Source organism: Pseudomonas sp. St386, from assembly GCF_018325865.1.
Taxonomy (GTDB): domain Bacteria; phylum Pseudomonadota; class Gammaproteobacteria; order Pseudomonadales; family Pseudomonadaceae; genus Aquipseudomonas; species Aquipseudomonas brassicacearum.
Genome location: NZ_AP021900.1, coordinates 1,355,005 through 1,378,946, shown reverse-complemented (window position 1 = coordinate 1,378,946; position 23,942 = coordinate 1,355,005). Strand labels below are relative to the sequence as shown.

The following is a 23,942-nucleotide window of genomic DNA, read 5'->3' as shown; positions in this document are numbered from 1 at the left end:
GAGACCCTTATACGGCCATCAGGTCTTTTTCTTTCTGCGCCAAATCCGCGTCGATCTTAGCCACGTACTTCTTGGTCAGGTCGTCGATCTCGCCAGTGGCACGACGCTCTTCGTCTTCGCTGATTTCCTTTTCCTTGACCAGGTCCTTGAGCTGGCTGTTGGCATCACGACGGATGTTGCGCACGGCAACACGGGCGTCTTCAGCCACATCACGGGCCTGCTTGGTGAAGCCCTTGCGGGTCTCCTCGGTCAGGGCCGGCATGGAGATCAGCAGCAGCTCACCCAGGTTGGTCGGGTTCAGGTTCAGACCGGCACTGCCGATGGCCTTGTCGACTGCGCCCAGCATGTTGCGCTCAAAGGCCACGACCTGCAGGGTGCGAGCGTCCTTGACGGTGATGTTGGCCACTTGCTTGATCGGGGTGTCGGAGCCGTAGTACGGAACCATCACGCCTTCAAGGATGCTCGGGTGCGCCTGGCCGGTGCGGATGCGACCGAAGTTGTGCGCCAGGGACTCCAGGGATTTCTGCATGCGCTGTTCAGCGTCTTTCTTGATTTCGTTGATCATTGTTGAACTTCCTCGATCAGTGTTCCTTCGGCGCCGCCATGGACGATATTCAGCAGGGCACCGGGCTTGTTCATGTTAAAGACGCGCAGCGGCATCTTGTGGTCGCGGCACAGGCAGATAGCCGTCAGATCCATTACACCCAGCTTGCGATCCAGCACTTCATCGTAGGTCAGATGATCGAACTTCTCGGCATGCGGGTCCTTGAACGGGTCAGCGGTATACACGCCATCGACCTTGGTTGCCTTGAGCACGACATCGGCATCGATCTCGATCGCTCGCAGGCAGGCGGCCGAATCCGTGGTGAAGAACGGATTACCGGTACCGGCGGCAAAAATCACCACTTCCTTGGAATTGAGGTGGCGCATGGCTTTGCGGCGGTCGTAGTGATCGGTCACGCCAACCATGGAAATGGCCGACATCACGATGGCCGAGATATTGGCACGCTCCAGCGCGTCACGCATAGCCAGGGCGTTCATCACAGTGGCCAGCATACCCATGTGGTCGCCCGTGACCCGATCCATGCCGGCCGCGCTCAGCGCTGCGCCGCGGAACAGGTTGCCGCCGCCGATGACCAGGCCGACCTGAACGCCGATCCCGACCAGCTGGCCGACTTCCAGGGCCATGCGATCCAGCACTTTCGGATCGATCCCGAACTCTTCCGAGCCCATCAGGGCCTCGCCGCTAAGCTTGAGTAGAATGCGTTTATAGCGAGCCTGATAACCACTGCCCTGCTGAGCCATTGCGAATCTCTCCTGCGGCGTATTTTCGAAAATTCTTTGCAAGCTGTTTTCAGCCTGCGTTCACTCTAGCTTGACGCTGACACAGCGTCATCGGAACACGGCTTTGTAAGCCAGTTCCGACAGGAAACCAATAAAAATCGGCATCCCCATCCGAAAAGAGGCTGCGCGCGTGAGCGGGCAGCCTCTTCAGGGCGACAGTTATAAAAACTGTCTTATTGCTTGCTGGCAGCCAGCTGAGCAGCAACTTCTTCAGCGAAGTTGTCTACTGGCTTCTCGATGCCTTCGCCCACTTTGAAGTAGGTGAAGGAAACGATTTCAGCGCCGCCTTTCTTGGCCAGTTCACCGACCTTGATTTCAGGGTTCTTGACGAACGCCTGCTCAACCAGGCTGGCTTCAGCCAGGAACTTGGTGATACGACCGGCAACCATTTTTTCAACGATTTCGGCTGGTTTGCCTTTGATCTTGTCTTCGTTGAGCTGCATGAACACGGCTTTCTCGCGCTCAATGGCATCAGCGGAAACTTCCGACGGCAGCAGGAACTCAGGGTTGCTGGCAGCGACGTGCATCGCGATGTCCTTGGCCAGCTCGATGCTGCCGCCTTTGAGGGCTACAACGACGCCGATCTTGTTGCCGTGCAGGTAGGAACCGACAACATCACCTTCGACGCGAACCAGACGACGGATGTTGACGTTTTCGCCTACTTTGGCAACCAGGGCTTCACGAGCCGATTCCTGAGCGGCGATCAGCGGAGCTGCGTCGGTCAGTTTGTCGGCGAATGCTTTTTCTACGCTGGCAGCAACGAATGCCTTGAAGTCGTCTTGCAGAGCCAGGAAGTCAGTCTGCGAGTTGACTTCGATGATAACGGCAGCCTTACCGTCATCCTTGATGCCGATCGCGCCTTCAGCGGCAACGTTGCCCGCTTTCTTGGCAGCCTTGATGGCGCCCGAAGCACGCATGTCATCAATGGCTTTTTCGATGTCGCCGCCAGCCTTGGTCAAGGCTTTCTTGCAGTCCATCATGCCTTCGCCGGTACGCTCGCGCAGTTCTTTGACCAACGCTGCAGTAATCTCTGCCATTTCAAAATCCTCTTGGATAGGTTTTCAACCATTCCACCCGATCGAACGGGCGATCAATTCTTCCTGGAAAACCACTGCTTATAGGCCGCGGCAGGTTACAAACAGGTCACTGCGCTGGCGGCAAATGGTTTTCGAGGTGGCAAAAAGGGGGCCAAGCCCCCTTTTTGCTTACTGAGTCAACGCCAGGGCGTCAATTACTCAGCGGCTGCTGCCGGAGCTTCTTCAGCGAAGACTTCGGTGCCGCCATTCACGTTGTTGCGACCACGGATAACAGCGTCAGCCATCGAACCCATGTACAGCTGGATGGCGCGGATGGCGTCATCGTTGCCTGGGATGATGTAGTCAACGCCTTCCGGGCTGCTGTTGGTATCGACAACGCCGATGACCGGGATACCCAGCTTGTTGGCTTCGGTGATCGCGATGCGCTCGTGATCAACGTCGATCACGAACAGTGCGTCAGGCAGACCGCCCATGTCCTTGATACCGCCCAGGGAGCGGTCCAGCTTCTCAAGATCGCGAGTGCGCATCAGCGCTTCTTTCTTGGTCAGCTTGGCGAAAGTACCGTCTTCGGACTGGACTTCAAGGTCACGCAGACGCTTGATGGAAGCGCGAATGGTCTTGAAGTTGGTCAGCATGCCGCCCAACCAGCGGTGATCGACGTACGGCGAACCGCAACGTGCTGCTTCTTCAGCAACGATCTTGCCAGCGGAACGCTTGGTGCCGACGAACAGAATCTTGTTTTTGCCCTGGGCCAGGCGCTCTACGAAGGTCAGTGCTTCGTTGAACATCGGCAGGGTTTTTTCAAGGTTGATGATGTGGATCTTGTTACGCGCACCGAAAATGTACTTGCCCATTTTCGGGTTCCAGTAACGGGTCTGGTGACCGAAGTGCACACCGGCCTTCAGCATATCGCGCATGTTGACTTGGGACATGATAGTTCCTTGATAAGTCGGGTTTGGCCTCCACGTATCCCAATGACCAACCAGCGGCTATAAAAGCCAAAGGCACCCAGGTCATCGTGTCGACACGTGTGTGGATTTAAGCTTACGGGGTCATCCCCGGAAAGCGGCGCATTTTATACCACAGCAAGGGCGAAAACGGAACACGGATTCTGAAATCCTCTCCGGTGAGTGGAATGTGGGAGCAAGGCTTGCCCGCGATGAAGGCTACGCGGTCCTTCAGAAATCGAGTCGCCTGCTTCGCGAGCAAGCTTTGCTCCCACTCGCCCCCCTTGCCACAGAGTTCGGGCTGGGGAGTTCTTTGCGCTGATCGTCTGTTAGAATCGCCTCTTTCAGGGCCACGTGAACCATCATCCGCCGCCCATTTCGTTTTGAACAGCGCCGTCAGGCGCAGAGAGAGCCTGTATGACCGTTACCCTCAAGACTCCCGAGGACATCGCCAAAATGCGTGTCGCCGGCAAACTCGCCGCCGATGTGCTGGAGATGATCGCCGACTACGTCAAGCCTGGCGTGACCACCGAAGAGCTGGACCGCATCTGCCATGACTACATCGTCAACGAGCAGAAAGCCATCCCGGCCCCGCTCAACTACAAAGGCTTCCCGAAGTCGATCTGCACCTCGATCAACCACGTGGTCTGCCACGGCATCCCCAACGAAAAACCGTTGAAGGATGGCGACACCCTGAACATCGACGTCACCGTCATCAAGGACGGCTTTCACGGCGACACCAGCCGCATGTTCCATGTCGGCAACGTGCCGGAGTGGGCCCAGCGCCTGTCCAAGGTCACCCAGGAATGCATGTACATGGCCATCGAACTGGTGAAACCGGGCTGCCGCCTGGGGGACATCGGCGAAGTGATCCAGAAGCACGCGCAGAAAAACGGCTTCTCGGTGGTTCGCGAGTTCTGCGGCCATGGCATCGGCAAGGTGTTCCACGAAGAACCGCAGATCCTGCACTACGGCCGTGCCGGCACGGGCATGGAACTGCAGGCGGGCATGACCTTCACCATCGAGCCGATGATCAACCAGGGGCGCGCCGACACCAAGGTGCTGGGCGACGGCTGGACTGCCATCACCAAGGATCGCAAGCTGTCGGCCCAGTGGGAACACACCTTGCTGGTCACCGAGACCGGATACGAGATCTTCACCCTGCGCAGCGATGACACCATCCCTCGCGTTTCCGCCTGATCCGAACCCAGCCTATAGATATAGATAGAAAGGAAAGTCATTCAATGCCGCAGGTGGATCCCGAACTCTTCGACCGCGGCCAGTTCCAGGCTGAACTGGCCCTGAAGGCAAGCCCCATCTCGGCGTTCAAGAAGGCGATCCGCCAGGCCCACGAAGTGCTCGACCAGCGCTTTCGCAGTGGCCGGGACATTCGGCGGCTGATCGAGGACCGCGCCTGGTTCGTCGATAACATCCTGCAAAAGGCCTGGGAGCAGTTCAACTGGAGCGAGGATGCCGACATCGCGCTGGTCGCGGTCGGCGGCTACGGGCGCGGCGAACTGCACCCCTACTCCGACATCGATCTGCTGATCCTGCTCGACAGCGCCGATCATGAAGTTTTCCGTGACTCCATCGAACGGTTCCTGACGCTGCTGTGGGACATCGGCCTGGAAGTCGGCCAGAGCGTGCGTTCGGTGCAGGAATGCGCCGACGAGGCCCGCGCCGACCTGACGGTGATCACCAACCTGATGGAAAGCCGCACCATTGCCGGCCCCGAGCACCTGCGCCAGCGCATGCTCGATGTCACCAGCACGGCGCACATGTGGCCCAGCAAGGACTTTTTCCTGGCCAAGCGCGCCGAGCAGAAGGCCCGCCACCACAAGTACAACGACACCGAATACAACCTGGAGCCCAACGTCAAGGGCTCGCCCGGCGGGCTGCGGGACATCCAGACGATCCTGTGGGTCGCCCGTCGCCAGTACGGCACGCTGAACCTGCGCGCCCTGGCCGGTGAAGGTTTCCTGGTGGAAAGCGAAAACGCCTTGCTGGCCTCGTCCCAGGAATTTCTGTGGAAGGTCCGCTACGCCCTGCACATGCTGGCCGGGCGCTCCGAGGACCGCCTGCTGTTCGACCATCAGCGCTCCATCGCCAGCCTGTTGGGTTTCGAAGGGCAGGATGCCAAGCAAACCATCGAAAACTTCATGCAGCAGTACTACCGCGTGGTGATGAGCATTGCCCAGCTCAGCGAATTGATCATCCAGCACTTCGAGGAAGTCATCCTCGCCCCCGAAGACGAAGAACCGCCGCAGCCGATCAACTCTCGTTTCCAACTGCACGACGGCTACATCGAGGCGCGCAACGCCAATGTATTCCGCCGCACGCCGTTCGCCATGCTGGAAATCTTCGTGCTCATGGCCCAGCAGCCGGAAATCAAGGGTGTACGCGCCGACACCATTCGCCTGCTGCGGGAAAACCGTCACCTGATCGATGAAGACTTCCGCAACGACATCCGCAACACCAGCCTGTTCATCGAGTTGTTCAAGTGCAAGATCGGCGTGCACCGCAACCTGCGACGCATGAACCGCTACGGGATCCTCGGGCGTTATCTGCCGGAGTTCGGCTTCATCGTCGGGCAGATGCAACATGACCTGTTCCACATCTACACGGTCGATGCCCACACCCTGAACCTGATCAAGCACCTGCGTAAGCTGCAGTACACCCAGGTGTCGGAGAAATTCCCGCTGGCCAGCAAGCTCATGGCCAAGTTGCCCAAGCCCGAACTGATCTACATGGCAGGGCTGTACCACGACATTGGCAAGGGCCGCCAAGGCGATCATTCCGAGATTGGTGCGGTGGATGCCGAGGCGTTCTGCCAGCGCCATCAACTGCCCCTGTGGGACAGCCGGCTGATCGTCTGGCTGGTGCAGAACCACCTGATGATGTCCACCACCGCCCAGCGCAAGGACTTGTCCGACCCGCAGGTGATCCACGACTTCGCCCAGAACGTCGGCGATGAAACACGTCTGGATTACCTCTACGTGCTGACCGTGGCCGACATCAACGCCACCAATCCGACCCTGTGGAATTCCTGGCGCGCCAGCCTGTTGCGCCAGCTCTACACCGAGACCAAGCGCGCCTTGCGCCGCGGCCTGGAAAACCCGGTGGACCGCGAAGAGCAGATCCGTCGCACCCAAAGCGCAGCCCTGGACATCCTGGTGCGCGGCGGCACCGATCCGGACGACGTCGAGCAGCTCTGGTCGCAACTGGGCGATGACTATTTCCTGCGCCATACCGCCGGCGACGTGGCCTGGCACAGCGACGCGATCCTCCAGCAACCGGCCGATGGCGGGCCGCTGGTGCTGATCAAGGAAACCACCCAGCGCGAGTTCGAAGGTGGCACGCAGATCTTCATCTACGCCCCGGACCAGCACGACTTCTTCGCCGTGACCGTGGCGGCGATGGACCAGCTCAACCTCAACATTCACGACGCCCGGGTCATTACCTCTAGCAGCCAGTTCACCCTCGACACCTACATCGTGCTCGACACCGACGGCGACTCGATTGGCGATAACCCGGCGCGGGTCAAGCAGATCCGCGACGGCCTGACCGAAGCCCTGCGCAACCCGGCGGACTACCCGACCATCATCCAGCGCCGGGTGCCGCGCCAGCTCAAGCACTTCGCCTTCGCGCCGCAGGTGACGATCCACAACGACGCCCAGCGCCAGGTCACCGTGCTGGAGCTCAGCGCTCCGGACCGCCCGGGCCTGCTGGCGCGGATCGGCCATATTTTCCTGGAGTTCGACCTGTCGCTGCAAAACGCCAAGATCGCCACCCTCGGCGAACGGGTGGAAGACGTCTTCTTCATCACCGACGCACATAACCAGCCGCTGTCCGATCCGCAGCTGTGCAGCCGCTTGCAGGAAGCGATCGTGCAGCATTTGAGCGTCAACCAGGAACCCGATGCTCACATGACACGTATCAGCATCTGAACGAACAATCTCCCTCTGTGGGAGCGAGCTTGCTCGCGATAGCGACGGAGCATCCAGCATTGATGCTGCCTGACTCACCGCCATCGCGAGCAAGCTCGCTCCCACAAGGACCGCGCCCACATTGACGAGGCCCTTGATGAACAACGCTCTGAACCAGCTCCAGCCCTACCCGTTCGAAAAGCTCCGCGCCTTGCTTGGCAGCGTCACGCCCAACCCGGACAAACGCCCGATCGCCCTGTCCATCGGCGAACCCAAGCATCGCTCGCCCAGCTTCGTGGCTGAGGCCCTGGCCAGCAATCTGGAAAAGATGGCGGTCTACCCGACCACCCTCGGCATCCCCGAGTTGCGTGAGGCCATCACCGGTTGGTGCGAGCGCCGCTTCAACGTGCCAAACGGCTGGCTGGACCCGGCGCGCCATGTGCTGCCGGTCAATGGCACCCGTGAAGCCCTGTTCGCTTTCACCCAGACCGTAGTCAACCGTGGCGACGACGCCCTGGTGGTCAGCCCGAACCCGTTCTATCAGATCTACGAAGGCGCGGCGTTCCTGGCCGGGGCCAAGCCGCACTACCTGCCGTGCCTGGACGCGAACGGCTTCAATCCGGATTTCGATGCGGTATCGCCGGACATCTGGAAACGCTGCCAGATCCTGTTCCTGTGCTCCCCTGGCAACCCGACCGGCGCGCTGATCCCGGTGGATGTACTGAAGAAACTCATCGCCCTGGCTGACGAATATGACTTCGTCATCGCCGCGGACGAGTGCTACAGCGAACTGTACTTCGACGAACAAACCCCGCCGCCGGGGCTGCTCAGCGCCTGCGTCGAACTCGGTCGCAAGGATTTCAAGCGCTGCGTGGTGTTCCACAGCCTGTCCAAACGCTCCAACCTGCCGGGCCTGCGTTCCGGTTTCGTCGCTGGCGACGCGGACATCCTCAAGGGTTTCCTGCTGTACCGCACCTACCATGGCTGCGCGATGCCGGTTCAGACCCAACTGGCGAGCATTGCCGCGTGGAACGACGAAGTGCACGTACGCGCCAACCGCGCGCTGTACCGGGAGAAATTCGACGCGGTGCTGGAGATCCTCAGCCCGGTGCTGGACGTGCAACGCCCCGATGGCAGCTTCTACCTGTGGCCGAACGTGGCGGGCGACGATGCGGCGTTCTGCCGGGACCTGTTCGAACAGGAACACGTGACGGTCGTGCCGGGCTCCTACCTGTCCCGCGACGTGGACGGCGTCAACCCAGGCGCCGGGCGCGTGCGCATGGCCTTGGTTGCGCCATTGGCTGAATGCGTGGAAGCGGCCGAGCGGATTCGCGCGTTCATCCAACGTCGGGGTTAATCACCCCATCGATCGTTCCCACGCTCTGCGTCACCTCCCCGAAGCGGAACGCGGAGCGTCCCTGGCGGCATTCCCACGCGGAGCGTGGGAACGATCCATAACACCGCCTCCCCTGTACAAATCTTCAGTAACGCCCAGGTTGCGCAATGCACCTATTTCGGTACACTCCACTCATGGTTGATATCGCCCCCATACTGAACGTACGTTTCTTCCGCACAGACGCCGGGAATGAGCCTGTTCGCGAATGGCTGACTGACCTGCCTCGCGAGCATAGACGGATGATCGGAACTGACATCAAGACCGTTCAGATTGGTTGGCCTATAGGTATGCCGGTGGTTCGCAAGCTGGACACTGGGCTATGGGAGGTCAGAATTGACCTTGGAGATACCATCGCCCGCGTTCTCTTCACTGTGGTGGGCTCTGACATGGTTCTACTCCACGCTTTCATAAAGAAAAGTCAAAAAACGCCAACCACCGACATGGCAACCGCCAAGCAGCGCAAAGCAAGACTATGAGGCACAGCAAATGAACAAGCACATCGGATCTGATTTTGACGACTTCCTCGCCGAGCAAGGTATCGCCGAAGAAGTTTCCGCAGCTGCGCTCAAACGCGTTATTGCCTGGCAGATTGCCGAAGCAATGAGGCTTCAGAAAGTGACCAAAAAAGCCTTGGCACAGCGGATGCACACCAGTCGCACTGCTGTTGATCGTGCGCTGGATCAGAACGATGCGGGAATGACGCTGGCAACACTTGCCAGCGCAGCGCGTGCGTTGGGTCAGAGGGTGGAAGTACGGTTGGTGCCCGAGCAGGAAGAGGCCCACGCCTAAGCGCTGCTGTGGCGAGGGGATTTATCCCCGCTGGGCTGCGTAGCGGCCCCTGAAGCAGTCAACTCAATCTGCCTGACGTATTCCGTTTGAACCTTCCCACGCTCTGCGTGGGAAGGTTCAAACACCACAAATCCCCTGTGGGAGCAAAGCTTGCTCGCGATGAGGTCGGCACTTATTACATCAAGTCCGAAGCTCTACCCGGTCCAGGCACTTGTTCGCCAACAACATCCCCAACTCAATCATCTGGGCCACCCCCAATGCTACATGTCGTCGCGAGCCGTCCTGATCGAAGGCAAGGTCGTTGAGCATTGCATTGGCCGAAGCCAGGGTTTCACTGAGGTTGGCCAGCAACACTTCGGTGTCGATACCTTCAGCCACAGTGAATAACTGTACCGAGGGCTTGGGTTCTGACTTGCTGTCGTCAGGTTTGAGGTATTGATCCAGCACACGGTGAGCGGCCTCTTGCAGCTTTTCGGGTGCGTAATCGCCGTAAGGGAAAGTGGAGGCCGGCTTTGGAGGATTGGGAGTTTCTTTGATCATGTTTATAGCTCCTAGAGAAGTGGGAGCCGCCACCGAGTCTTCTCACGGACCGGAGGGTGGCAGCCGTACGCGGGGTGAGAATCCGAGCCTCTAGGAGCCCGGCCATGCCGAAGCATGCCCGCGCACAGCCGCCATAACATAATGCGCAGACGAAAAGCGCCTGCACTTTATATGGTCGACGCCTGCGCGCCTAGAGGAGTTCGGATTCTCACGTCCGGTCGCTGAATTGGCAGCGACACCCAGAGGCTAGAGCTCTCGCTTCCGACGGACAACCTTAAAAACTTGTCGGAAACTTCGGCGCGTCTGACAGACCACGATCACTTGCTCAGACAAGAAAAGAAATAAAACGCACCTCCATAAAGCAAGCCATTGATTTCACTGGTTAAGCACCTCAACAGATCTCACACAGCCCTGTTTCAAGAATCAAGCTGGCTTGAATTCGTTATTACCGGCAGCCATGATCGCCCCGTCACCAGTGAACGCTGGCAGGAGTCTGGGTCCCTCTTCGGGTTGACCCAGCCACGCAGACGGGGCCAAGCAAGCTCAGTTGCGTGTCGATTGAAGCCGCCTTCGGGCGGCTTTGCTTTTTATGAGAACAAGGCACGCCGGGCTTTGTTGCGCCTGAAATGCCGAAGCTCCGCAAAGTGGTGGGATCTCCCCTCGCCACAAAGGGCCGGCGCATCATTGCTACTTACCCAACCCCAAATTCGCTTCAGCCAAATCCAACTCCCCCAGCACCTCACGCAACACATCATCCCCAATCTGATGATGACGACTGAGGCGATACAACTCCAACCGCTGCGCCCGGTAAGCCTTCAAGCGCAGCCGGCGTTCCAGCAGGTCCATTTCGAACGCCAGCGCCTGGGCTTCGGCGGAGTCGTTGAACACCTCCAACTGATGGCGATACTCAGACATCAGCCGCGCCTTGACCTCGGTCGCCAGCGCCGCCTGGGCCGCATCCGGCGTACTGGTCGCTTCGGCCGGCTCCTCCACTTCCAGTGCATGAATCGCCGCTTCAGCGGTTTTGCGCCAGGCCTCGCGAACTTCGTTGCGACGCTTGTCATCGGGGCTCTTCTCGATGCCACGCAGCAGCAGTGGCAAGGCAATGCAGGCCGCAATCAGCGACAGCAGAATCACCCCGGCGGCAATGAAGATCAGCAAGTCGCGCTCCGGGAATTCAACACCAGCGCTTAACAACAACGGTACCGACAACACCCCCGCCAACGTCACCGCCCCGCGCACACCGCCGAAGGTCAGCAACCAGCAGGAACGCGCCGTCGGCACCAGGGTCAACTCGCCCTTGCCGCGCCAGCGGCGCAACAGCCCGGATACGCGCCAGATGCTTTGTACCCAGACAAACCGCAGCACCAACAACACCAGGAAAATCGCCACCACGTCCAGGCAGCGATAGAACAACGCTGGCCACAACGTCGGCTCATGGCTGGTCACCGCCTTGACGATGTCCGGCAGTTGCAAGCCCAGCAGCAGGAAGATCAAGCCATTGAAGGCAAATTCCAACAGCGACCAGACACTGCGATTGAGCAGACGCGTGCCGGTCTGGCGTGGCAGCAGGTCGAGCCAGCTCTGCATCATCCCCGCCGCCACCGCCGAGAGAATCCCCGAGGCGCCCAAGCGTTCAGCCAGCACATAGGCCGCGAACGGCAGTAACAACATGAATACTACGTGGGTGGCCGGATCGTCCCAGCCCCGGGCAATCATCCAGGCCCGCAAGCGGCCCACTAGCCAACTCAAAGCCACGCCTACCAGCAATCCACCGATCGCCACCAGGACAAAGGTCAGGCTCGCGCCCGCCAGGGAAAACACGCCGGTGATCGCCGCCGCCAGGGCGAACTTGAAGGTCACCAGGCCCGACGCATCGTTCATCAAGGCTTCGCCCTGGAGCATGTGCATCAACGGCGCGGGCAAGCGGTCCCGGGCAATCGCCGAGACCGCCACGGCGTCGGTGGGTGACAGGACTGCAGCCAGGGCGAAGGCCACCGGCAACGGGATACCGGGTAGCAGCCAATGAATGAAATACCCCGCCCCAACTACCGTAAACAGCACCAACCCCACCGCCAGCGTCAGGATCGGCCCGCGCAGGCGCCAGAGTTCACGCTTGGGCATGCGCCAACCATCGGAGAACAGCAGCGGCGGCAGGAACAGAAACAGGAACAACTCGGGATCAAGCGCCACATGCAGCCCCAGCGAGGGCCAGGCCAGCACGGCGCCAGCACCAATCTGCACCAGGGGCAACGGCAGCGGGATCAACCGTCCGATCAGGCGCGACACGCCCACCAGCATCAACAGGATCAGGACGGTATAGGCGCTTTGCATAACGGACTTCCAATGACAGCCATACACATCTGCGGCAACAGCTGGCCGGTGAAGTGCCATATTAACTGCCACGGTGAACCGCTGCCTTTGCACATTGGTCGCACCTCAGCGGCGTCAATGCGCAGGCGTCCCTTGGCCGCTCCCAACCTCCACGCGGCAGGAGCGACCGACGACTATCCGACGCTAAACAGCTCGCTCGGCGGCATTGAGGGTCGAGCGGCCCGAGACAACATCGACGCCGTCACCCTCATTGTCGCTGTCTTCCCCGATCTGTTCGGCCGTCGACATTTCGACCAAGGGCAACATTCCCTGCAGCTCATCCGGATGAGCGGGACCGGCGGATAGCCTGTCCAACGCGGCGGAGGCCTTGTCCGCCAACGGCTGGGTCATCACTCCCGTTGTCACCCAGGCGGCGAGCACCGGGGCCATCGTGGCCGTAACCGTCGCCTTCCCCGCCGCCGCAACACCCGCAGGCGAAATCCCGGCGCTCCTGGCTGCGTTGACAGCGGCGGTCTGGGCCATGCCGATCGCAGTAATACCGCCGGCCAACGCTCCGAGACCACTGACCAGGCCTGTCGGCGTAACCAAGGCTTGCAGCGATTTGCTGCCATCGCGCATCGCGTCCAGCGGCAGACTGCCGACCCGCTTCGCAATGCCCATCGCAGCACTCCCTACGCCATAATTCTTGAGGTCCTTGTAACGCTGGTGCCAGTCTTGACGCCCCAACAGGTATTCCGGGCCAATCCGGTGTTTGGATTTATCGATGGAATGTTGCAGGTCATAGGCGGCCATGCCTGAAAGCGGAGAGCCGATGGCAGCTATCACAGAGTCCACCTTGCTGCCCGTTTGCGCATCGACGGTCTTCGTCACGACGGGTTGGATGACCGTACGCAACACGTTTCGCGCGGAGAAGGTCTGGAAAGTCAGGCTGCCTTCGATAGCCTGGGTCGTCAGGCTCGGCTTCACCGCCTGGGCGGCTTCCTGCATGACCGGCTCCAGATCGGCATTTTCGGCCACCAGCCACTGGGTGTCGCTGGTGGCACGCTTGATCAGGCCGTTGCCGACCGTGTCGCTGGCGCTGCTGACCAGGCCGGCAATCGCCGACAGTGCCAACGGCGCGGTAATCGAGCCATTACCGGTCACCGCCGGGACGAAGTCCAGCGCGATGGACGCCGCGCCGAAGGGAACCGAACGAAGGAATCCAACAGTGTCATGGGCCGCACGATCCAGCCGCGAGCCTTTGGTCAGCACGGCATCGACGCTTTCCGCGGTTTCCCCGTCATTGGCCAAGGTACGCGAACGATCGTCGATCAGTGCTTCGAAGGTCTCGCGATTGGCACCGTTCATATGCGGCTCGAATACCCGGGTGAGCTGGGCCTTGATTGCACCAGTCCGATTTGCCAGGTCCTGTTCAGCCGTGACGGGGCCGATCGGGACAGATGCAGCGGTCCCGGTGGCCGATGTCGTTGAATGGGGCGGGAGGGTTTCTTCAGTCTGATTGGTCAGTGGATGGGGCGGTGTCAGGGAGATGGAATCCATGGGCGGGTCTCTTGTGCGCAAAAGTGCTGGGTTTACCTGCGCTGTGTGGCCACCTCTTTCCTATCGGTTCCGCCTCGTCCGATCCGTCGCGACAGTCAAGGCACTGAAAGGAACGACGTGGCATAATCGTCCGCTGATTTTCAGGACGATACCGGGAACGTTTTGGGGGAGCATTCATGCCCAAGGAAAACAAGCACTTACAGCTTTTCGGCATCAAAGCCTGCGATACGATGAAAAAAGCGCGTACCTGGCTCGATGAGCACGCGGTGCGCTATGACTTTCACGATTACAAAACTGCCGGCATCGACCGTGAGCGCCTGACCCAATGGTGCAACGAGCATGGCTGGCAAGTGGTGTTGAACCGTGCCGGTACGACCTTTCGCAAACTCGACGACGAACGCAAAGCCGATCTCGACCAGCCGAAAGCCATCGAACTGATGCTCGCCCAACCCTCGATGATCAAGCGCCCGGTGCTTGACCTCGGTGACCGAACCCTGATTGGCTTCAAGCCAGATATTTATGCGGCAGAGATCAAGTAAGCCTGCCCAGTCCATTTTGTAGAGGTAATTTCATGTCCACTACCCTGTTCAGCCTGGCCTTCGGTGTCGGCACTCAAAACCGTCAAGGCGCCTGGCTGGAAGTGTTCTACGCACAGCCGCTGCTCAACCCGTCGGCTGACATCGTCGCAGCCATCGCGCCGATTCTCGGCTACAGCGAAGGCAACCAGGCCATCACCTTCACCACCGCCCAGGCCTCGCAACTGGCAGAAGCACTCAAGGGTGTCGATGCCGCGCAAGCCGCGCTGCTGACCCGCCTGGCCGAAAGCCACAAGCCGCTGGTCGCCACGCTGCTGGCCGAAGACGCCCAACTGTCTTCCACCCCTGAGGCCTACCTCAAGCTGCACCTGCTGTCCCATCGCCTGGTCAAGCCTCATGGCCTGAACCTGGCCGGCATCTTCCCGCTGCTGCCGAACGTGGCCTGGACCAGCCAGGGCGCGATCGACTTGAGCGAACTGGCTGAGCATCAGCTCGAAGCCCGCCTGCGTGGCGAGCTGCTGGAAGTGTTCTCGGTGGACAAGTTCCCGAAAATGACCGACTACGTGGTTCCGGCCGGCGTGCGTATCGCCGATGCCGCACGGGTCCGCCTGGGCGCCTACGTGGGCGAAGGCACCACCGTGATGCACGAAGGTTTCGTCAACTTCAACGCTGGCACCGAAGGCCCGGGCATGATCGAAGGCCGTGTTTCGGCGGGCGTATTCGTCGGCAAGGGCTCGGACCTGGGCGGCGGTTGCTCGACCATGGGCACCCTGTCGGGCGGCGGCAACATCGTGATCAAGGTCGGCGAAGGCTGCCTGATCGGCGCCAACGCCGGCATCGGTATCCCACTGGGCGACCGCAACACCGTGGAGTCGGGCCTGTACGTGACCGCCGGCACCAAAGTGAAGCTGCTGGACGAAAACAACCAACTGGTCAAAGTGGTCAAGGCCCGCGACCTGGCCGGCCAGCCTGACCTGTTGTTCCGCCGCAACTCCGAGACCGGTGCGGTGGAATGCAAGACGCACAAATCGGCCATCGAGCTGAACGAAGCACTGCACGCCCACAACTAAGCTTCACACCACCACCTGTGGGAGCGAGCCTTTTTGTGGGAGCCAAGCTTGGCTCCCACAAAAAAAGCCCGCTCCCACAGGGTCCGGCGTCATTCGAGCAGGGCCCGAAAGCATGTTGATCCAATCCCCCTGGCGTGCCGATTTCCCGGCCATCGCCGCCCTGCAACGGCAAGGCCAGACCTACCTGGACAGCGCCGCCACCACGCAAAAACCCCAAGCACTGCTGGATGCCCTGACGCATTACTACGTCAATGGCGCGGCCAACGTGCACCGTGCGCAACATTTGCCGGGCGCCCATGCCACACAGGCGTTCGAGGACAGCCGCCTCAAGGTTTCGCAGTGGCTCAATGCCGGAAACTGCGGACAAGTAGTCTTCACCCACGGCGCCACTTCGGCGCTGAACCTACTGGCCTATGGGCTGGAACATCTATTCAACCCGGGCGATGAGATCGTCATCAGCGCCCTGGAACACCACGCCAACCTGCTGCCGTGGCAGCAACTGGCCGAACGCCGTTCATTGACCCTGGTGGTGTTGCCACTGGATGCCGACGGGGTGATCGACCCTGGCGCCGCCGCCGAACTGATCGGCCCGCGTACGCGCTTGCTGGCGGTGAGCCAGTTATCCAATGTGCTCGGGGCCTGGCAGCCGGTGCCGGCGCTGCTGGCGCTGGCCAAGGCCCAGGGCGCGCTGACGGTGATCGACGGCGCCCAAGGCGTGGTTCACGGTCGCCACAACGTGGAGGCGCTGGGTTGCGACTTTTACGTGTTTTCCAGCCACAAACTCTACGGCCCCGATGGGCTGGGCGTGCTGTTTGGCCGTACCGAAGCCCTCGGCAATTTGCGTCATTGGCAGTTCGGCGGCGAAATGGTGCAACAGGCCGATTACCACAGCGCCAGCTTCCGCCCGGCGCCGCTGGGTTTCGAAGCGGGCACGCCGCCGATTGCCAGCGTGATCGGCCTGGGGGCGACCCTGGATTACCTGTCCGACCTCGACCCGCTGGCGGTCATCGAGCATGAGGCAGCGCTGCATGACTACCTGCTCCATGGCCTGTTGGCCCGCAACGGCGTTCGCCTGGTGGGCAACCCGCGCCTGGCCCTGGTCAGCTTCGTGGTCGAAGGCATCCACAACGCCGACCTGGCCCACCTGCTGACCGAGCAAGGCATCGCCGTGCGCGCCGGGCATCACTGCGCAATGCCGTTGTTCAAGCATTTGAATCTGTCGGGGGCGATTCGGGTGTCGCTGGCGCTGTACAACGACTCCGCTGATCTCGAGCGTTTCTTCGAGGCGCTGGACCAGGCCCTGGAGATGCTCCGATGAACCTGCCCGCCGAGGCCGCCACCGCGCTGCAGATTTTCCAGGACGCGTCAGGTTGGGAACAACGCGCCCGACTGCTGATGCAATGGGGCGAGCGCCTGCCGCCCCTGAGCGACGAAGACAAGTGCGAGGCCAACCTCGTCCACGGCTGTGAAAGCCAGGTGTGGCTGGTGGGTCAGTTGCACGACGGGCATTGGCAGTTTTGCGCCAGCAGCGATGCGCGGTTGATCCGTGGGCTGGTGGCGTTGCTGTTGGCGCGGGTCAACGGATTGTCCGCTGAAGAGTTGCAGCAGGTGGATTTGCCGGGCTGGTTCAATCAGTTGGGATTGTCGCGACAGTTGTCGCCGTCGCGTAGCAATGGCTTGAATGCAGTGTTGAAGCGGATGCTTGAGCTGACTGAATGATCGCCATCGCGAGCAGGCTCGCTCCCACAGGGGATCCGTGTCGTACACAAAATTTGTGTTCCTTAAGATCCAATGTGGGAGCGAGCCTGCTCGCGATGAAGGCATCAGCTCCAGTGCTCAAACCTGAGGCTTGACCCTATCCGCCGGCCGCCGCACACCCGCCACGATCTTATCCACAGCCTTGGTCGCCGCGACCATGCCGAACGTCGCCGTCACCATCATCACCGCGCCGAACCCGCCGGCGCAGTCGAGCTTGACGCCGTCGCCGACAAAACTCTTCTGCAAGCAAATGCTGCCGTCCGGTTTCGGGTAGCGCAGTTGTTCGGTGGAGAACACGCAGGGCACGCTGTAGTGACGGGTCACGGTGCGGGAAAAGCCGTAGTCGCGGCGCAAGGTGGAGCGCACCTTGGAGGCCAGCGGATCGTTGAACGTACGGTTCAAGTCGCAAACCTGGATCAGCGTCGGGTCGATCTGCCCGCCCGCGCCGCCGGTGGTGATGATCTGGATCTTGCGGCGCTTGCACCAGGCGATCAGCGCAGCCTTGGCGTTGACGCTGTCGATGCAGTCGATCACGCAATCGATGTTCGGCGTGATGTATTCGGCCATGGTGTCGCGGGTGACGAAGTCGGCCACCGCGTGCACGGTGCAGTCGGGGTTGATCCCGCGCAGTCGCTCGGCCATCACCTCCACCTTGGGTTTGCCGACGGTACTGTCCAGGGCGTGCAACTGACGGTTGGCGTTGCTGACGCAGACATCGTCCAGGTCAAACAGCGAGATCTCGCCCACGCCGCAACGGGCAATGGCTTCCGCCGCCCAGGAGCCGACACCGCCAACCCCGACAATCGCCACATGGGCCGCCCGCAGGCGCTCCAGGCCTTCGATGCCATACAAACGGGCGATACCGGCAAACCGTGGATCTTCTGTACTCATGACCATTACCCCAAAAACCGGCGCGCATTATAGGGCTTTGTCTCGGCAATTTAAGCAAAACCTCTGTGAGAGCGAGCTTGCTCCCACAGGTTTTGTGCTCCACCTGTCCCGCACCAGGGGCCCATGGTGGTCGTTTTGCTATAAGATAACCGCCATTTTGCGCGAGCCAGCCCGCGCCTGCATAAGCCTTGCGTTCACACTATATTCCCGGAGCTTTCATGACGGCCCACGCCGACCTCTCGCCGACCCTGCAACTCGCCTGCGACCTGATCCGCCGTCCGTCCGTGACGCCGGTGGATGCCGATTGCCAGAAACTGATGATGCAGCGCCTGGGCAACGCGGGCTTTGCGCTCGAACCGATGCGTATCGAGGATGTGGATAACTTCTGGGCCAGCCATGGCAAGCATGACGGCCCGGTGCTGTGCTTCGCCGGGCACACCGACGTGGTGCCGACCGGTCCGGTGCAGGCCTGGCAGCTCGACCCGTTCGATGCGGTCATCGACGAACAGGGCATGCTCTGCGGCCGTGGCGCGGCAGACATGAAAGGCAGCTTGGCGGCGATGGTCGTGGCGGCCGAACGGTTCGTCGCCGACTACCCGGACCACAAGGGCTCACTGACCTTCCTGATCACCAGCGATGAAGAAGGCCCGGCCCACCACGGCACCAAAGCCGTGGTCGAACGCCTCAAGGCCCGTCAGGAACGACTGGACTGGTGCATCGTCGGCGAACCGTCGAGCACCACGCTGGTGGGCGACGTGGTCAAGAATGGCCGGCGCGGTTCCCTCGGCGCGAAGTTGACCGTGCGCGGCAAGCAAGGCCACGTGGCTTATCCACACCTGGCGAAGAACCCGATCCACCTGGCCGCGCCCGCCTTGGCTGAACTGGCCGCCGAGCATTGGGACCACGGCAACGACTTCTTCCCGCCGACCAGTTTCCAGATCTCCAACCTCAATTCCGGCACCGGCGCGACCAACGTGATCCCCGGTGATCTGGTGGCGGTGTTCAACTTCCGCTTTTCCACCGAATCCACCGTCGAAGGCCTGCAACAGCGCGTTGCCGATATCCTCGACAAGCATCAGCTGGACTGGCACATCGACTGGGCGCTGTCCGGCCTGCCGTTCCTCACCGAACCCGGTGCGCTGCTCGACGCCGTATCGTCGAGCATCAAGGACGTCACCGGGCGCGAGACCCAGGCGTCCACCAGCGGCGGCACGTCCGACGGTCGCTTCATCGCCACCATGGGCACGCAAGTGGTGGAACTGGGACCGGTCAACGCGACCATCCACCAGGTCAACGAACGCGTGCTGGCCGCCGATCTCGATGTGCTGACCGAGATCTACTACAAGACGCTGATCAAGTTGCTCGCCTGATGCTCGCCTGCCCGATCTGCAGTGAACCGCTGAACGCGGTGGACAACGGCGTGGTGTGCCCGGCCGGCCACCGCTTCGACCGCGCGCGGCAGGGTTACCTGAACCTGCTGCCGGTGCAGCACAAGAACAGCCGCGACCCCGGTGACAACCAGGCGATGGTCGAAGCCCGCCGCGACTTCCTCAACGCCGGGCATTACGCCCCGGTCGCCCGGCGCCTGGCGGAACTGGCCGCCGAACGCGCGCCCGGACGCTGGCTGGACATCGGCTGTGGCGAGGGCTACTACACCGCGCAGATCGCCGAAGCATTGCCCAACGCCGATGGCTATGCCCTGGACATTTCCCGCGAGGCGGTCAAGCGCGCCTGCAAACGCAACCCGCAGCTGACCTGGTTGATCGCCAGCATGGCCCGGGTGCCGCTGGCGGACGGCTGCTGCCAGTTCCTGGCCAGCGTATTCAGCCCGCTGGACTGGCAGGAGGCCAAGCGCTTGCTCAGCCCCGGCGGCGGCCTGATGAAAGTCGGCCCCACCGCCGGCCACTTGATGGAATTGCGCGAGCGCCTGTACGACGAAGTGCGCGAGTACACCGACGACAAGCACCTGGCCCTGGTGCCGCCGGGCATGGTGCTGGATCACAGCGAAACCCTCGAATTCAAGCTGACCCTCGACAGTGGCCAGGACCGCGCCAACCTGCTGGCCATGACGCCCCACGGCTGGCGCGCCAGTGCCGAACGCCGTGCCAGCGTGATCGAGCAGGCCGAGCCGTTCCAGGTCACGGTGTCGATGCGCTACGATTATTTCGTTCTTCAATAACCTTTTGATTCCGGTCCCGGGCAACCGCTCGGGCCCCGTTAAATCCGCGAATGGATTTTTCAAGACCGCAGCGAGGACATCCATGCGCCAACCCGATATCGAGATTTACCTCAAAGACGCCGACGTCGACCACAAGGCCATCGCCGCCTGGCTCGGCCAGGCCCTGGGCCCGTGCAGCGACTGGGTGCAGAAAGGCCAGACCTACAAGTGCAAGGCCGGCAACATCCCGGTGACCTGGCTGCCCAAGGCCGTGGGCAAATGGAACAGCCTGTACCTGGAAAGTGACCAGACCCCGTGGGAAGACGACATCGCCTGCGCCCGCGCCGCCTTCACCGCACTGAATGTCGAAGTGCGCTGCGCGCCTGGGTCATGGGTCGAGGAAGAAGGCGAGGAGTCGGCGGATCGCTGGATTCGCATCAGCGCCGATGGGGAAGAAGAGATTACCTGGAAGACGGCGTGACGCTGACTTCCAGCCCACCGAAGAGCCAATGTGGGAGCGAGCTTGCTCGCGATAGCGGTAGATCAGCCAGATTAGAAGTGACTGACACACCGCTATCGCGAGCAAGCTCGCTCCCACAATGGTTTTTGTGTAGGCAGTGAATGCGGGTTACAACCCCACCACATCCTCAGCCTGCAAGCCCTTCTGCCCTTCCACGACCGCGTACTCGACCTGCTGGCCTTCGGTCAGTGAACGGTGGCCTTCGCCGCGGATGGCGCGGTAATGCACGAACACATCCGCCCCGCCTTCACGCTGGATGAAGCCGTAGCCCTTCGCGTCGTTGAACCACTTCACACTGCCGGTTTCCCGTGCTGCCATGATGCTCACTCCCATTTTTATTTTTTGAGTCGGCTTTTCCCGCCCAACCGCAAAAGGCAAAGCCGTACGAACTTTAGCCACCCTCCGGCCATCCATAAGGGAGGCCGTGGCAGTCACTGGCCGAGTATATGACACACGAGAAAACTCTCAACTGACTTTACTTCGGCGCTTTTTTGCCGATTTTCGGCGAATCCGGCACACTGGCGCCCGCCCCATCCCATTCACTCATGCAGAAGCCGTATGACCCGCTCCCCGTTCCGCCGTCTTGTGTTTGGCACCCTGCGCCGACTGTTGTACCTCTGGGTTCGCTCAGAGACGATCAACCAGTCGTCCTTCACCCTCAACCTCGACCGCAGTCGTCCGGTGTTCTACGTCCTGCAAGATCCTTCGCTCACTGACCTGGCGGTGCTCGACACCGAATGCACCAAGGCCGGCCTGCCCCGTCCGGTGCTGCCGGTCTCGGTGGGCAACCTGCTGGAACCGGCAGCGTTTTTCTACCTGACGCCAGCGCCGGACTGGATCGGCCGCCAGGACAAGCGCGGTGCGCCGCCCACCCTGACTCGGCTGGTCAACGCCTTGACCCACAATGCCGCCGAAGACGCCCAGATCATCCCGGTCAGCGTGTTCTGGGGGCAGTCGCCCGACAGCGAATCCAGTCCCTGGAAACTGTTGTTCGCCGACAGTTGGGCCGTCACCGGACGCCTGCGCCGCCTGTTGAGCATCATGATTCTGGGGCGCAAGACTCGCGTGCAGTTCTCCGCGCCGATCCACCTGCGCGAACTGATCGAACACGACAAGGGCCACGAACGCACTGTACGCATGGCCCAGCGGATCCTGCGGGTGCATTTCCGCAATCTGAAAGCAGCGGTCATCGGCCCCGACATCTCCCACCGACGCAACCTGGTCAAGGGCCTGTTGAACCAGCCGCTGGTCAAGCAGGCGATTGCCGAGGAAGCCGAGCGGGAAAAGATCTCCGCCGAAAAAGCCAAGGCCCAGGCCCTGCGCTACGGCAACGAGATCGCCTCGGACTACACCTACACCGCGATCCGTTTCCTGGAAGTGGTGCTGAGCTGGTTCTGGAACAAGATCTACGACGGCATCAAGGTCAACCACATCGAAGGCGTGCAGAACGTCGCCCAAGGCCACGAAGTCATCTACGTGCCGTGCCACCGCAGCCACATCGACTACCTGCTGCTGTCGTACCTGCTGTTTCGCAACGGCCTGACGCCGCCGCACATCGCCGCCGGCATCAACCTCAACATGCCGGTGATCGGCGGCCTGCTGCGCCGTGGCGGGGCGTTCTTCATGCGTCGCACCTTCAAGGGCAACCCGCTCTACACCGCCGTGTTCAACGAATACCTGCACACGCTGTTCACCAAAGGTTTTCCGGTGGAGTACTTCGTCGAGGGCGGGCGTTCGCGCACCGGGCGCATGCTGCAACCCAAGACCGGCATGCTCGCCATCACCCTGCGCAGCTTCCTGCGCTCGTCGCGCATGCCCATCGTGTTCGTGCCGGTCTACATCGGTTATGAGCGCGTACTGGAAGGCCGCACCTACCTGGGCGAACTGCGCGGGGCCAGCAAGAAAAAAGAATCGATCTTCGACATCTTCAAGGTCATCGGCGCCCTCAAGCAACGCTTCGGCCAGGTGGCGGTGAACTTCGGCGAACCGATCAAGCTGGCGGAATTCCTCGACGGCGAACAACCGGATTGGCGCCAACAGGAACTGGGCCCGCAATTCAAACCGGCCTGGCTCAACGCGACCACCAACCGCCTCGGCGAGCGCGTGGCCCGGCACCTGAACGAAGCCGCGGCGATCAACCCGGTCAACCTCGTCGCCCTGGCGCTGTTGTCCACCAGCCGCCTGGCCCTGGACGACCGCGCCATGGCCCGGGTGCTCGACCTGTACCTGGCGTTGCTGCGCAAGGTCCCGTACTCGCCCCACACCACCCTGCCCGAAGGCGATGGCCGGGCGCTGATCGAACATGTAAAAGGCATGGACCTGCTGTCGGAACAGAGCGATGCCCTGGGCAAAATTCTGTACCTGGATGAGCAGAACGCGGTACTGATGACCTACTACCGCAACAACGTCCTGCACATCTTCGCCCTGCCGGCGTTGCTGGCGAGCTTCTTCCAGAGCAGCTCGCGCATGAGCCGCGAGCAGATCCTGCGCTACACCCATGCGTTGTACCCGTACCTGCAATCGGAGCTGTTCATTCGCTGGTCGCTGGAAGAACTGGATGGCGTGGTCGACCAGTGGCTCGAAGCATTCGTCGAACAGGGCCTGCTGCGTTTCGAAAATGACCTGTACCTGCGTCCGGCGCCGAGTTCGCGGCACTTCGTGCTGCTGACTCTGCTGTCAAAAAGCATCGCCCAGACCTTGCAGCGCTTCTACATGACCGTTTCGCTGCTGCTCAACAGCGGCCAGAACACCATCAGCGCCGAAGAACTGGAAGACCTCTGCACCGTCATGGCCCAGCGCCTGTCGATCCTGCATGGCCTGAATGCGCCGGAGTTCTTCGACAAGAGCCTGTTCCGCCACTTCATCCAGACCATGCTCGACCTCGAAGTACTGCGCCGCGACGAGGCCGGCAAACTCAGCTACCACGAACTGCTGGGCGAACTGGCCGAAGGCGCGGCCAAGCGAGTGCTGCCGGCGGAAATTCGCCTGTCGATCCGCCAGGTGGCGCTGCATCGCAGTGAAGATGCCGCAGAGGTCGCCATCAGCCCCGACAGTTGAAGGTTGTCGATCACTCACCGAGAAGCATGGAACGCTTGCGGTGAGTTGATGGGACAGTCAACCAGCTTACTCCGACGCTGCGCAGCGGCTAAGGCGACGT

At 61.3% G+C, this 23,942-nt stretch carries 22 protein-coding genes; 13 read left to right on the top strand and 9 right to left on the bottom strand.

Features of this window, described 5'->3' with window-relative positions; all coding sequences use genetic code 11:
• Positions 1–7 precede the first annotated feature (7 nt).
• From frr to rpsB, 4 genes are all read right to left on the bottom strand, one after another.
• Positions 8–565, bottom strand: a complete 558-nt coding sequence (frr, locus tag KI235_RS05975) for a ribosome recycling factor (RefSeq protein ID WP_003198238.1) — start codon at positions 563–565, stop codon at positions 8–10.
• Positions 562–1,305, bottom strand: coding sequence for a UMP kinase (gene pyrH / locus KI235_RS05970; RefSeq protein ID WP_003198235.1), 744 nt, complete (start codon positions 1,303–1,305; stop codon positions 562–564). Before pyrH ends, frr begins: the two co-directional genes overlap by 4 nt.
• Positions 1,306–1,517: 212 nt before the next feature.
• Positions 1,518–2,381 carry a translation elongation factor Ts gene (tsf, locus tag KI235_RS05965; RefSeq protein ID WP_003198233.1) on the bottom strand — a complete coding sequence of 288 codons (864 nt, stop codon included), beginning with the start codon at positions 2,379–2,381 and terminating at the stop codon, positions 1,518–1,520.
• Positions 2,382–2,575: 194 nt separating this feature from the next.
• Positions 2,576–3,313, bottom strand: coding sequence for a 30S ribosomal protein S2 (gene rpsB / locus KI235_RS05960; protein WP_003198231.1), 738 nt, complete (start codon positions 3,311–3,313; stop codon positions 2,576–2,578).
• Positions 3,314–3,745: 432 nt separating this feature from the next.
• Here rpsB and map point away from each other — a divergent pair, with 432 nt between their 5' ends.
• The 5 genes from map to KI235_RS05935 all read left to right on the top strand — a co-directional run bounded on the left by map (position 3,746) and on the right by KI235_RS05935 (position 9,439).
• The gene (gene map, locus KI235_RS05955) at positions 3,746–4,528 is read left to right on the top strand and encodes a type I methionyl aminopeptidase (protein ID WP_003198229.1); all 783 of its coding nucleotides are present in this window, start codon (positions 3,746–3,748) and stop codon (positions 4,526–4,528) included.
• 44 nt (positions 4,529–4,572) lie between these two features.
• Complete coding sequence (locus KI235_RS05950; RefSeq protein WP_027913159.1) at positions 4,573–7,275, top strand: [protein-PII] uridylyltransferase; 2,703 nt, start codon at positions 4,573–4,575, stop codon at positions 7,273–7,275.
• A gap of 136 nt (positions 7,276–7,411) precedes the next feature.
• Positions 7,412–8,611, top strand: coding sequence for a succinyldiaminopimelate transaminase (gene dapC, locus KI235_RS05945; protein ID WP_003198225.1), 1,200 nt, complete (start codon positions 7,412–7,414; stop codon positions 8,609–8,611).
• A gap of 173 nt (positions 8,612–8,784) precedes the next feature.
• Complete coding sequence (locus KI235_RS05940; protein ID WP_028237030.1) at positions 8,785–9,126, top strand: type II toxin-antitoxin system RelE/ParE family toxin; 342 nt, start codon at positions 8,785–8,787, stop codon at positions 9,124–9,126.
• A gap of 10 nt (positions 9,127–9,136) precedes the next feature.
• Positions 9,137–9,439 (top strand): XRE family transcriptional regulator, encoded by a 303-nt coding sequence (locus KI235_RS05935; protein ID WP_003198220.1) that lies wholly within the window; start codon positions 9,137–9,139, stop codon positions 9,437–9,439.
• 180 nt (positions 9,440–9,619) lie between these two features.
• Here the strand turns inward: KI235_RS05935 and KI235_RS05930 are convergent, their stop codons facing one another.
• From KI235_RS05930 to KI235_RS05920, 3 genes are all read right to left on the bottom strand, one after another.
• The gene (locus KI235_RS05930) at positions 9,620–9,979 is read right to left on the bottom strand and encodes a DUF6124 family protein (protein ID WP_123351224.1); all 360 of its coding nucleotides are present in this window, start codon (positions 9,977–9,979) and stop codon (positions 9,620–9,622) included.
• 687 nt (positions 9,980–10,666) lie between these two features.
• Positions 10,667–12,313 (bottom strand): Na+/H+ antiporter, encoded by a 1,647-nt coding sequence (locus KI235_RS05925; RefSeq protein ID WP_003198216.1) that lies wholly within the window; start codon positions 12,311–12,313, stop codon positions 10,667–10,669.
• Between the two features lie 183 nt (positions 12,314–12,496).
• On the bottom strand, positions 12,497–13,852 hold the full coding sequence (locus KI235_RS05920) for a hypothetical protein (protein ID WP_003198215.1): 1,356 nt from the start codon (positions 13,850–13,852) through the stop codon (positions 12,497–12,499).
• Between the two features lie 176 nt (positions 13,853–14,028).
• Here KI235_RS05920 and KI235_RS05915 point away from each other — a divergent pair, with 176 nt between their 5' ends.
• The 4 genes from KI235_RS05915 (at position 14,029) to KI235_RS05900 (ending at position 17,177) form a co-directional block, all read left to right on the top strand.
• Positions 14,029–14,391 carry an ArsC family reductase gene (locus tag KI235_RS05915; RefSeq protein ID WP_003198212.1) on the top strand — a complete coding sequence of 121 codons (363 nt, stop codon included), beginning with the start codon at positions 14,029–14,031 and terminating at the stop codon, positions 14,389–14,391.
• A 32-nt stretch (positions 14,392–14,423) separates the two neighbouring features.
• Positions 14,424–15,458 (top strand): 2,3,4,5-tetrahydropyridine-2,6-dicarboxylate N-succinyltransferase, encoded by a 1,035-nt coding sequence (gene dapD / locus KI235_RS05910; protein WP_003198211.1) that lies wholly within the window; start codon positions 14,424–14,426, stop codon positions 15,456–15,458.
• Positions 15,459–15,570: 112 nt separating this feature from the next.
• Positions 15,571–16,776: a cysteine desulfurase gene (locus KI235_RS05905; protein WP_028237032.1), complete on the top strand. Its 1,206-nt coding sequence runs from the start codon at positions 15,571–15,573 to the stop codon at positions 16,774–16,776.
• On the top strand, positions 16,773–17,177 hold the full coding sequence (locus tag KI235_RS05900; protein ID WP_003198207.1) for a SufE family protein: 405 nt from the start codon (positions 16,773–16,775) through the stop codon (positions 17,175–17,177). Before KI235_RS05905 ends, KI235_RS05900 begins: the two co-directional genes overlap by 4 nt.
• A gap of 117 nt (positions 17,178–17,294) precedes the next feature.
• Here KI235_RS05900 and tcdA read toward each other — a convergent pair whose 3' ends face one another.
• Positions 17,295–18,113 (bottom strand): tRNA cyclic N6-threonylcarbamoyladenosine(37) synthase TcdA, encoded by an 819-nt coding sequence (gene tcdA, locus KI235_RS05895; protein ID WP_013692379.1) that lies wholly within the window; start codon positions 18,111–18,113, stop codon positions 17,295–17,297.
• 212 nt (positions 18,114–18,325) lie between these two features.
• Between tcdA and dapE the strand changes: the two genes are divergently transcribed.
• The 3 genes from dapE (at position 18,326) to KI235_RS05880 (ending at position 20,746) form a co-directional block, all read left to right on the top strand.
• Positions 18,326–19,477: a succinyl-diaminopimelate desuccinylase gene (gene dapE, locus KI235_RS05890; protein ID WP_003198203.1), complete on the top strand. Its 1,152-nt coding sequence runs from the start codon at positions 18,326–18,328 to the stop codon at positions 19,475–19,477.
• Positions 19,477–20,286, top strand: a complete 810-nt coding sequence (locus tag KI235_RS05885; RefSeq protein WP_003198202.1) for a putative RNA methyltransferase — start codon at positions 19,477–19,479, stop codon at positions 20,284–20,286. The genes dapE and KI235_RS05885 overlap by 1 nt, the downstream gene beginning before the upstream one ends.
• An 82-nt stretch (positions 20,287–20,368) precedes the next feature.
• On the top strand, positions 20,369–20,746 hold the full coding sequence (locus KI235_RS05880) for a hypothetical protein (protein WP_053161935.1): 378 nt from the start codon (positions 20,369–20,371) through the stop codon (positions 20,744–20,746).
• 147 nt (positions 20,747–20,893) lie between these two features.
• Here KI235_RS05880 and KI235_RS05875 read toward each other — a convergent pair whose 3' ends face one another.
• Positions 20,894–21,103, bottom strand: a complete 210-nt coding sequence (locus KI235_RS05875; RefSeq protein WP_003198198.1) for a cold-shock protein — start codon at positions 21,101–21,103, stop codon at positions 20,894–20,896.
• Between the two features lie 240 nt (positions 21,104–21,343).
• Here KI235_RS05875 and plsB point away from each other — a divergent pair, with 240 nt between their 5' ends.
• Positions 21,344–23,842, top strand: coding sequence for a glycerol-3-phosphate 1-O-acyltransferase PlsB (gene plsB, locus KI235_RS05870; RefSeq protein ID WP_114731646.1), 2,499 nt, complete (start codon positions 21,344–21,346; stop codon positions 23,840–23,842).
• The last annotated feature ends 100 nt before the right edge of the window (positions 23,843–23,942 follow it).

Coding starts and splice junctions, on each gene's coding strand:
- plsB (WP_114731646.1), top strand. CDS start 21,344: ATGACCCGCTCCCCGTTCCGCCGTCTTGTGTTTGGCACCCTGCGCCGA.
- dapE (WP_003198203.1), top strand. CDS start 18,326: ATGACGGCCCACGCCGACCTCTCGCCGACCCTGCAACTCGCCTGCGAC.
- KI235_RS05920 (WP_003198215.1), bottom strand. CDS start 13,852: ATGGATTCCATCTCCCTGACACCGCCCCATCCACTGACCAATCAGACT.
- KI235_RS05935 (WP_003198220.1), top strand. CDS start 9,137: ATGAACAAGCACATCGGATCTGATTTTGACGACTTCCTCGCCGAGCAA.
- rpsB (WP_003198231.1), bottom strand. CDS start 3,313: ATGTCCCAAGTCAACATGCGCGATATGCTGAAGGCCGGTGTGCACTTC.
- KI235_RS05900 (WP_003198207.1), top strand. CDS start 16,773: ATGAACCTGCCCGCCGAGGCCGCCACCGCGCTGCAGATTTTCCAGGAC.
- KI235_RS05880 (WP_053161935.1), top strand. CDS start 20,369: ATGCGCCAACCCGATATCGAGATTTACCTCAAAGACGCCGACGTCGAC.
- KI235_RS05905 (WP_028237032.1), top strand. CDS start 15,571: ATGTTGATCCAATCCCCCTGGCGTGCCGATTTCCCGGCCATCGCCGCC.
- KI235_RS05940 (WP_028237030.1), top strand. CDS start 8,785: ATGGTTGATATCGCCCCCATACTGAACGTACGTTTCTTCCGCACAGAC.
- pyrH (WP_003198235.1), bottom strand. CDS start 1,305: ATGGCTCAGCAGGGCAGTGGTTATCAGGCTCGCTATAAACGCATTCTA.
- KI235_RS05885 (WP_003198202.1), top strand. CDS start 19,477: ATGCTCGCCTGCCCGATCTGCAGTGAACCGCTGAACGCGGTGGACAAC.
- map (WP_003198229.1), top strand. CDS start 3,746: ATGACCGTTACCCTCAAGACTCCCGAGGACATCGCCAAAATGCGTGTC.
- frr (WP_003198238.1), bottom strand. CDS start 565: ATGATCAACGAAATCAAGAAAGACGCTGAACAGCGCATGCAGAAATCC.
- tcdA (WP_013692379.1), bottom strand. CDS start 18,113: ATGGTCATGAGTACAGAAGATCCACGGTTTGCCGGTATCGCCCGTTTG.
- KI235_RS05915 (WP_003198212.1), top strand. CDS start 14,029: ATGCCCAAGGAAAACAAGCACTTACAGCTTTTCGGCATCAAAGCCTGC.
- tsf (WP_003198233.1), bottom strand. CDS start 2,381: ATGGCAGAGATTACTGCAGCGTTGGTCAAAGAACTGCGCGAGCGTACC.
- KI235_RS05930 (WP_123351224.1), bottom strand. CDS start 9,979: ATGATCAAAGAAACTCCCAATCCTCCAAAGCCGGCCTCCACTTTCCCT.
- KI235_RS05875 (WP_003198198.1), bottom strand. CDS start 21,103: ATGGCAGCACGGGAAACCGGCAGTGTGAAGTGGTTCAACGACGCGAAG.
- KI235_RS05950 (WP_027913159.1), top strand. CDS start 4,573: ATGCCGCAGGTGGATCCCGAACTCTTCGACCGCGGCCAGTTCCAGGCT.
- dapC (WP_003198225.1), top strand. CDS start 7,412: ATGAACAACGCTCTGAACCAGCTCCAGCCCTACCCGTTCGAAAAGCTC.
- KI235_RS05925 (WP_003198216.1), bottom strand. CDS start 12,313: ATGCAAAGCGCCTATACCGTCCTGATCCTGTTGATGCTGGTGGGCGTG.
- dapD (WP_003198211.1), top strand. CDS start 14,424: ATGTCCACTACCCTGTTCAGCCTGGCCTTCGGTGTCGGCACTCAAAAC.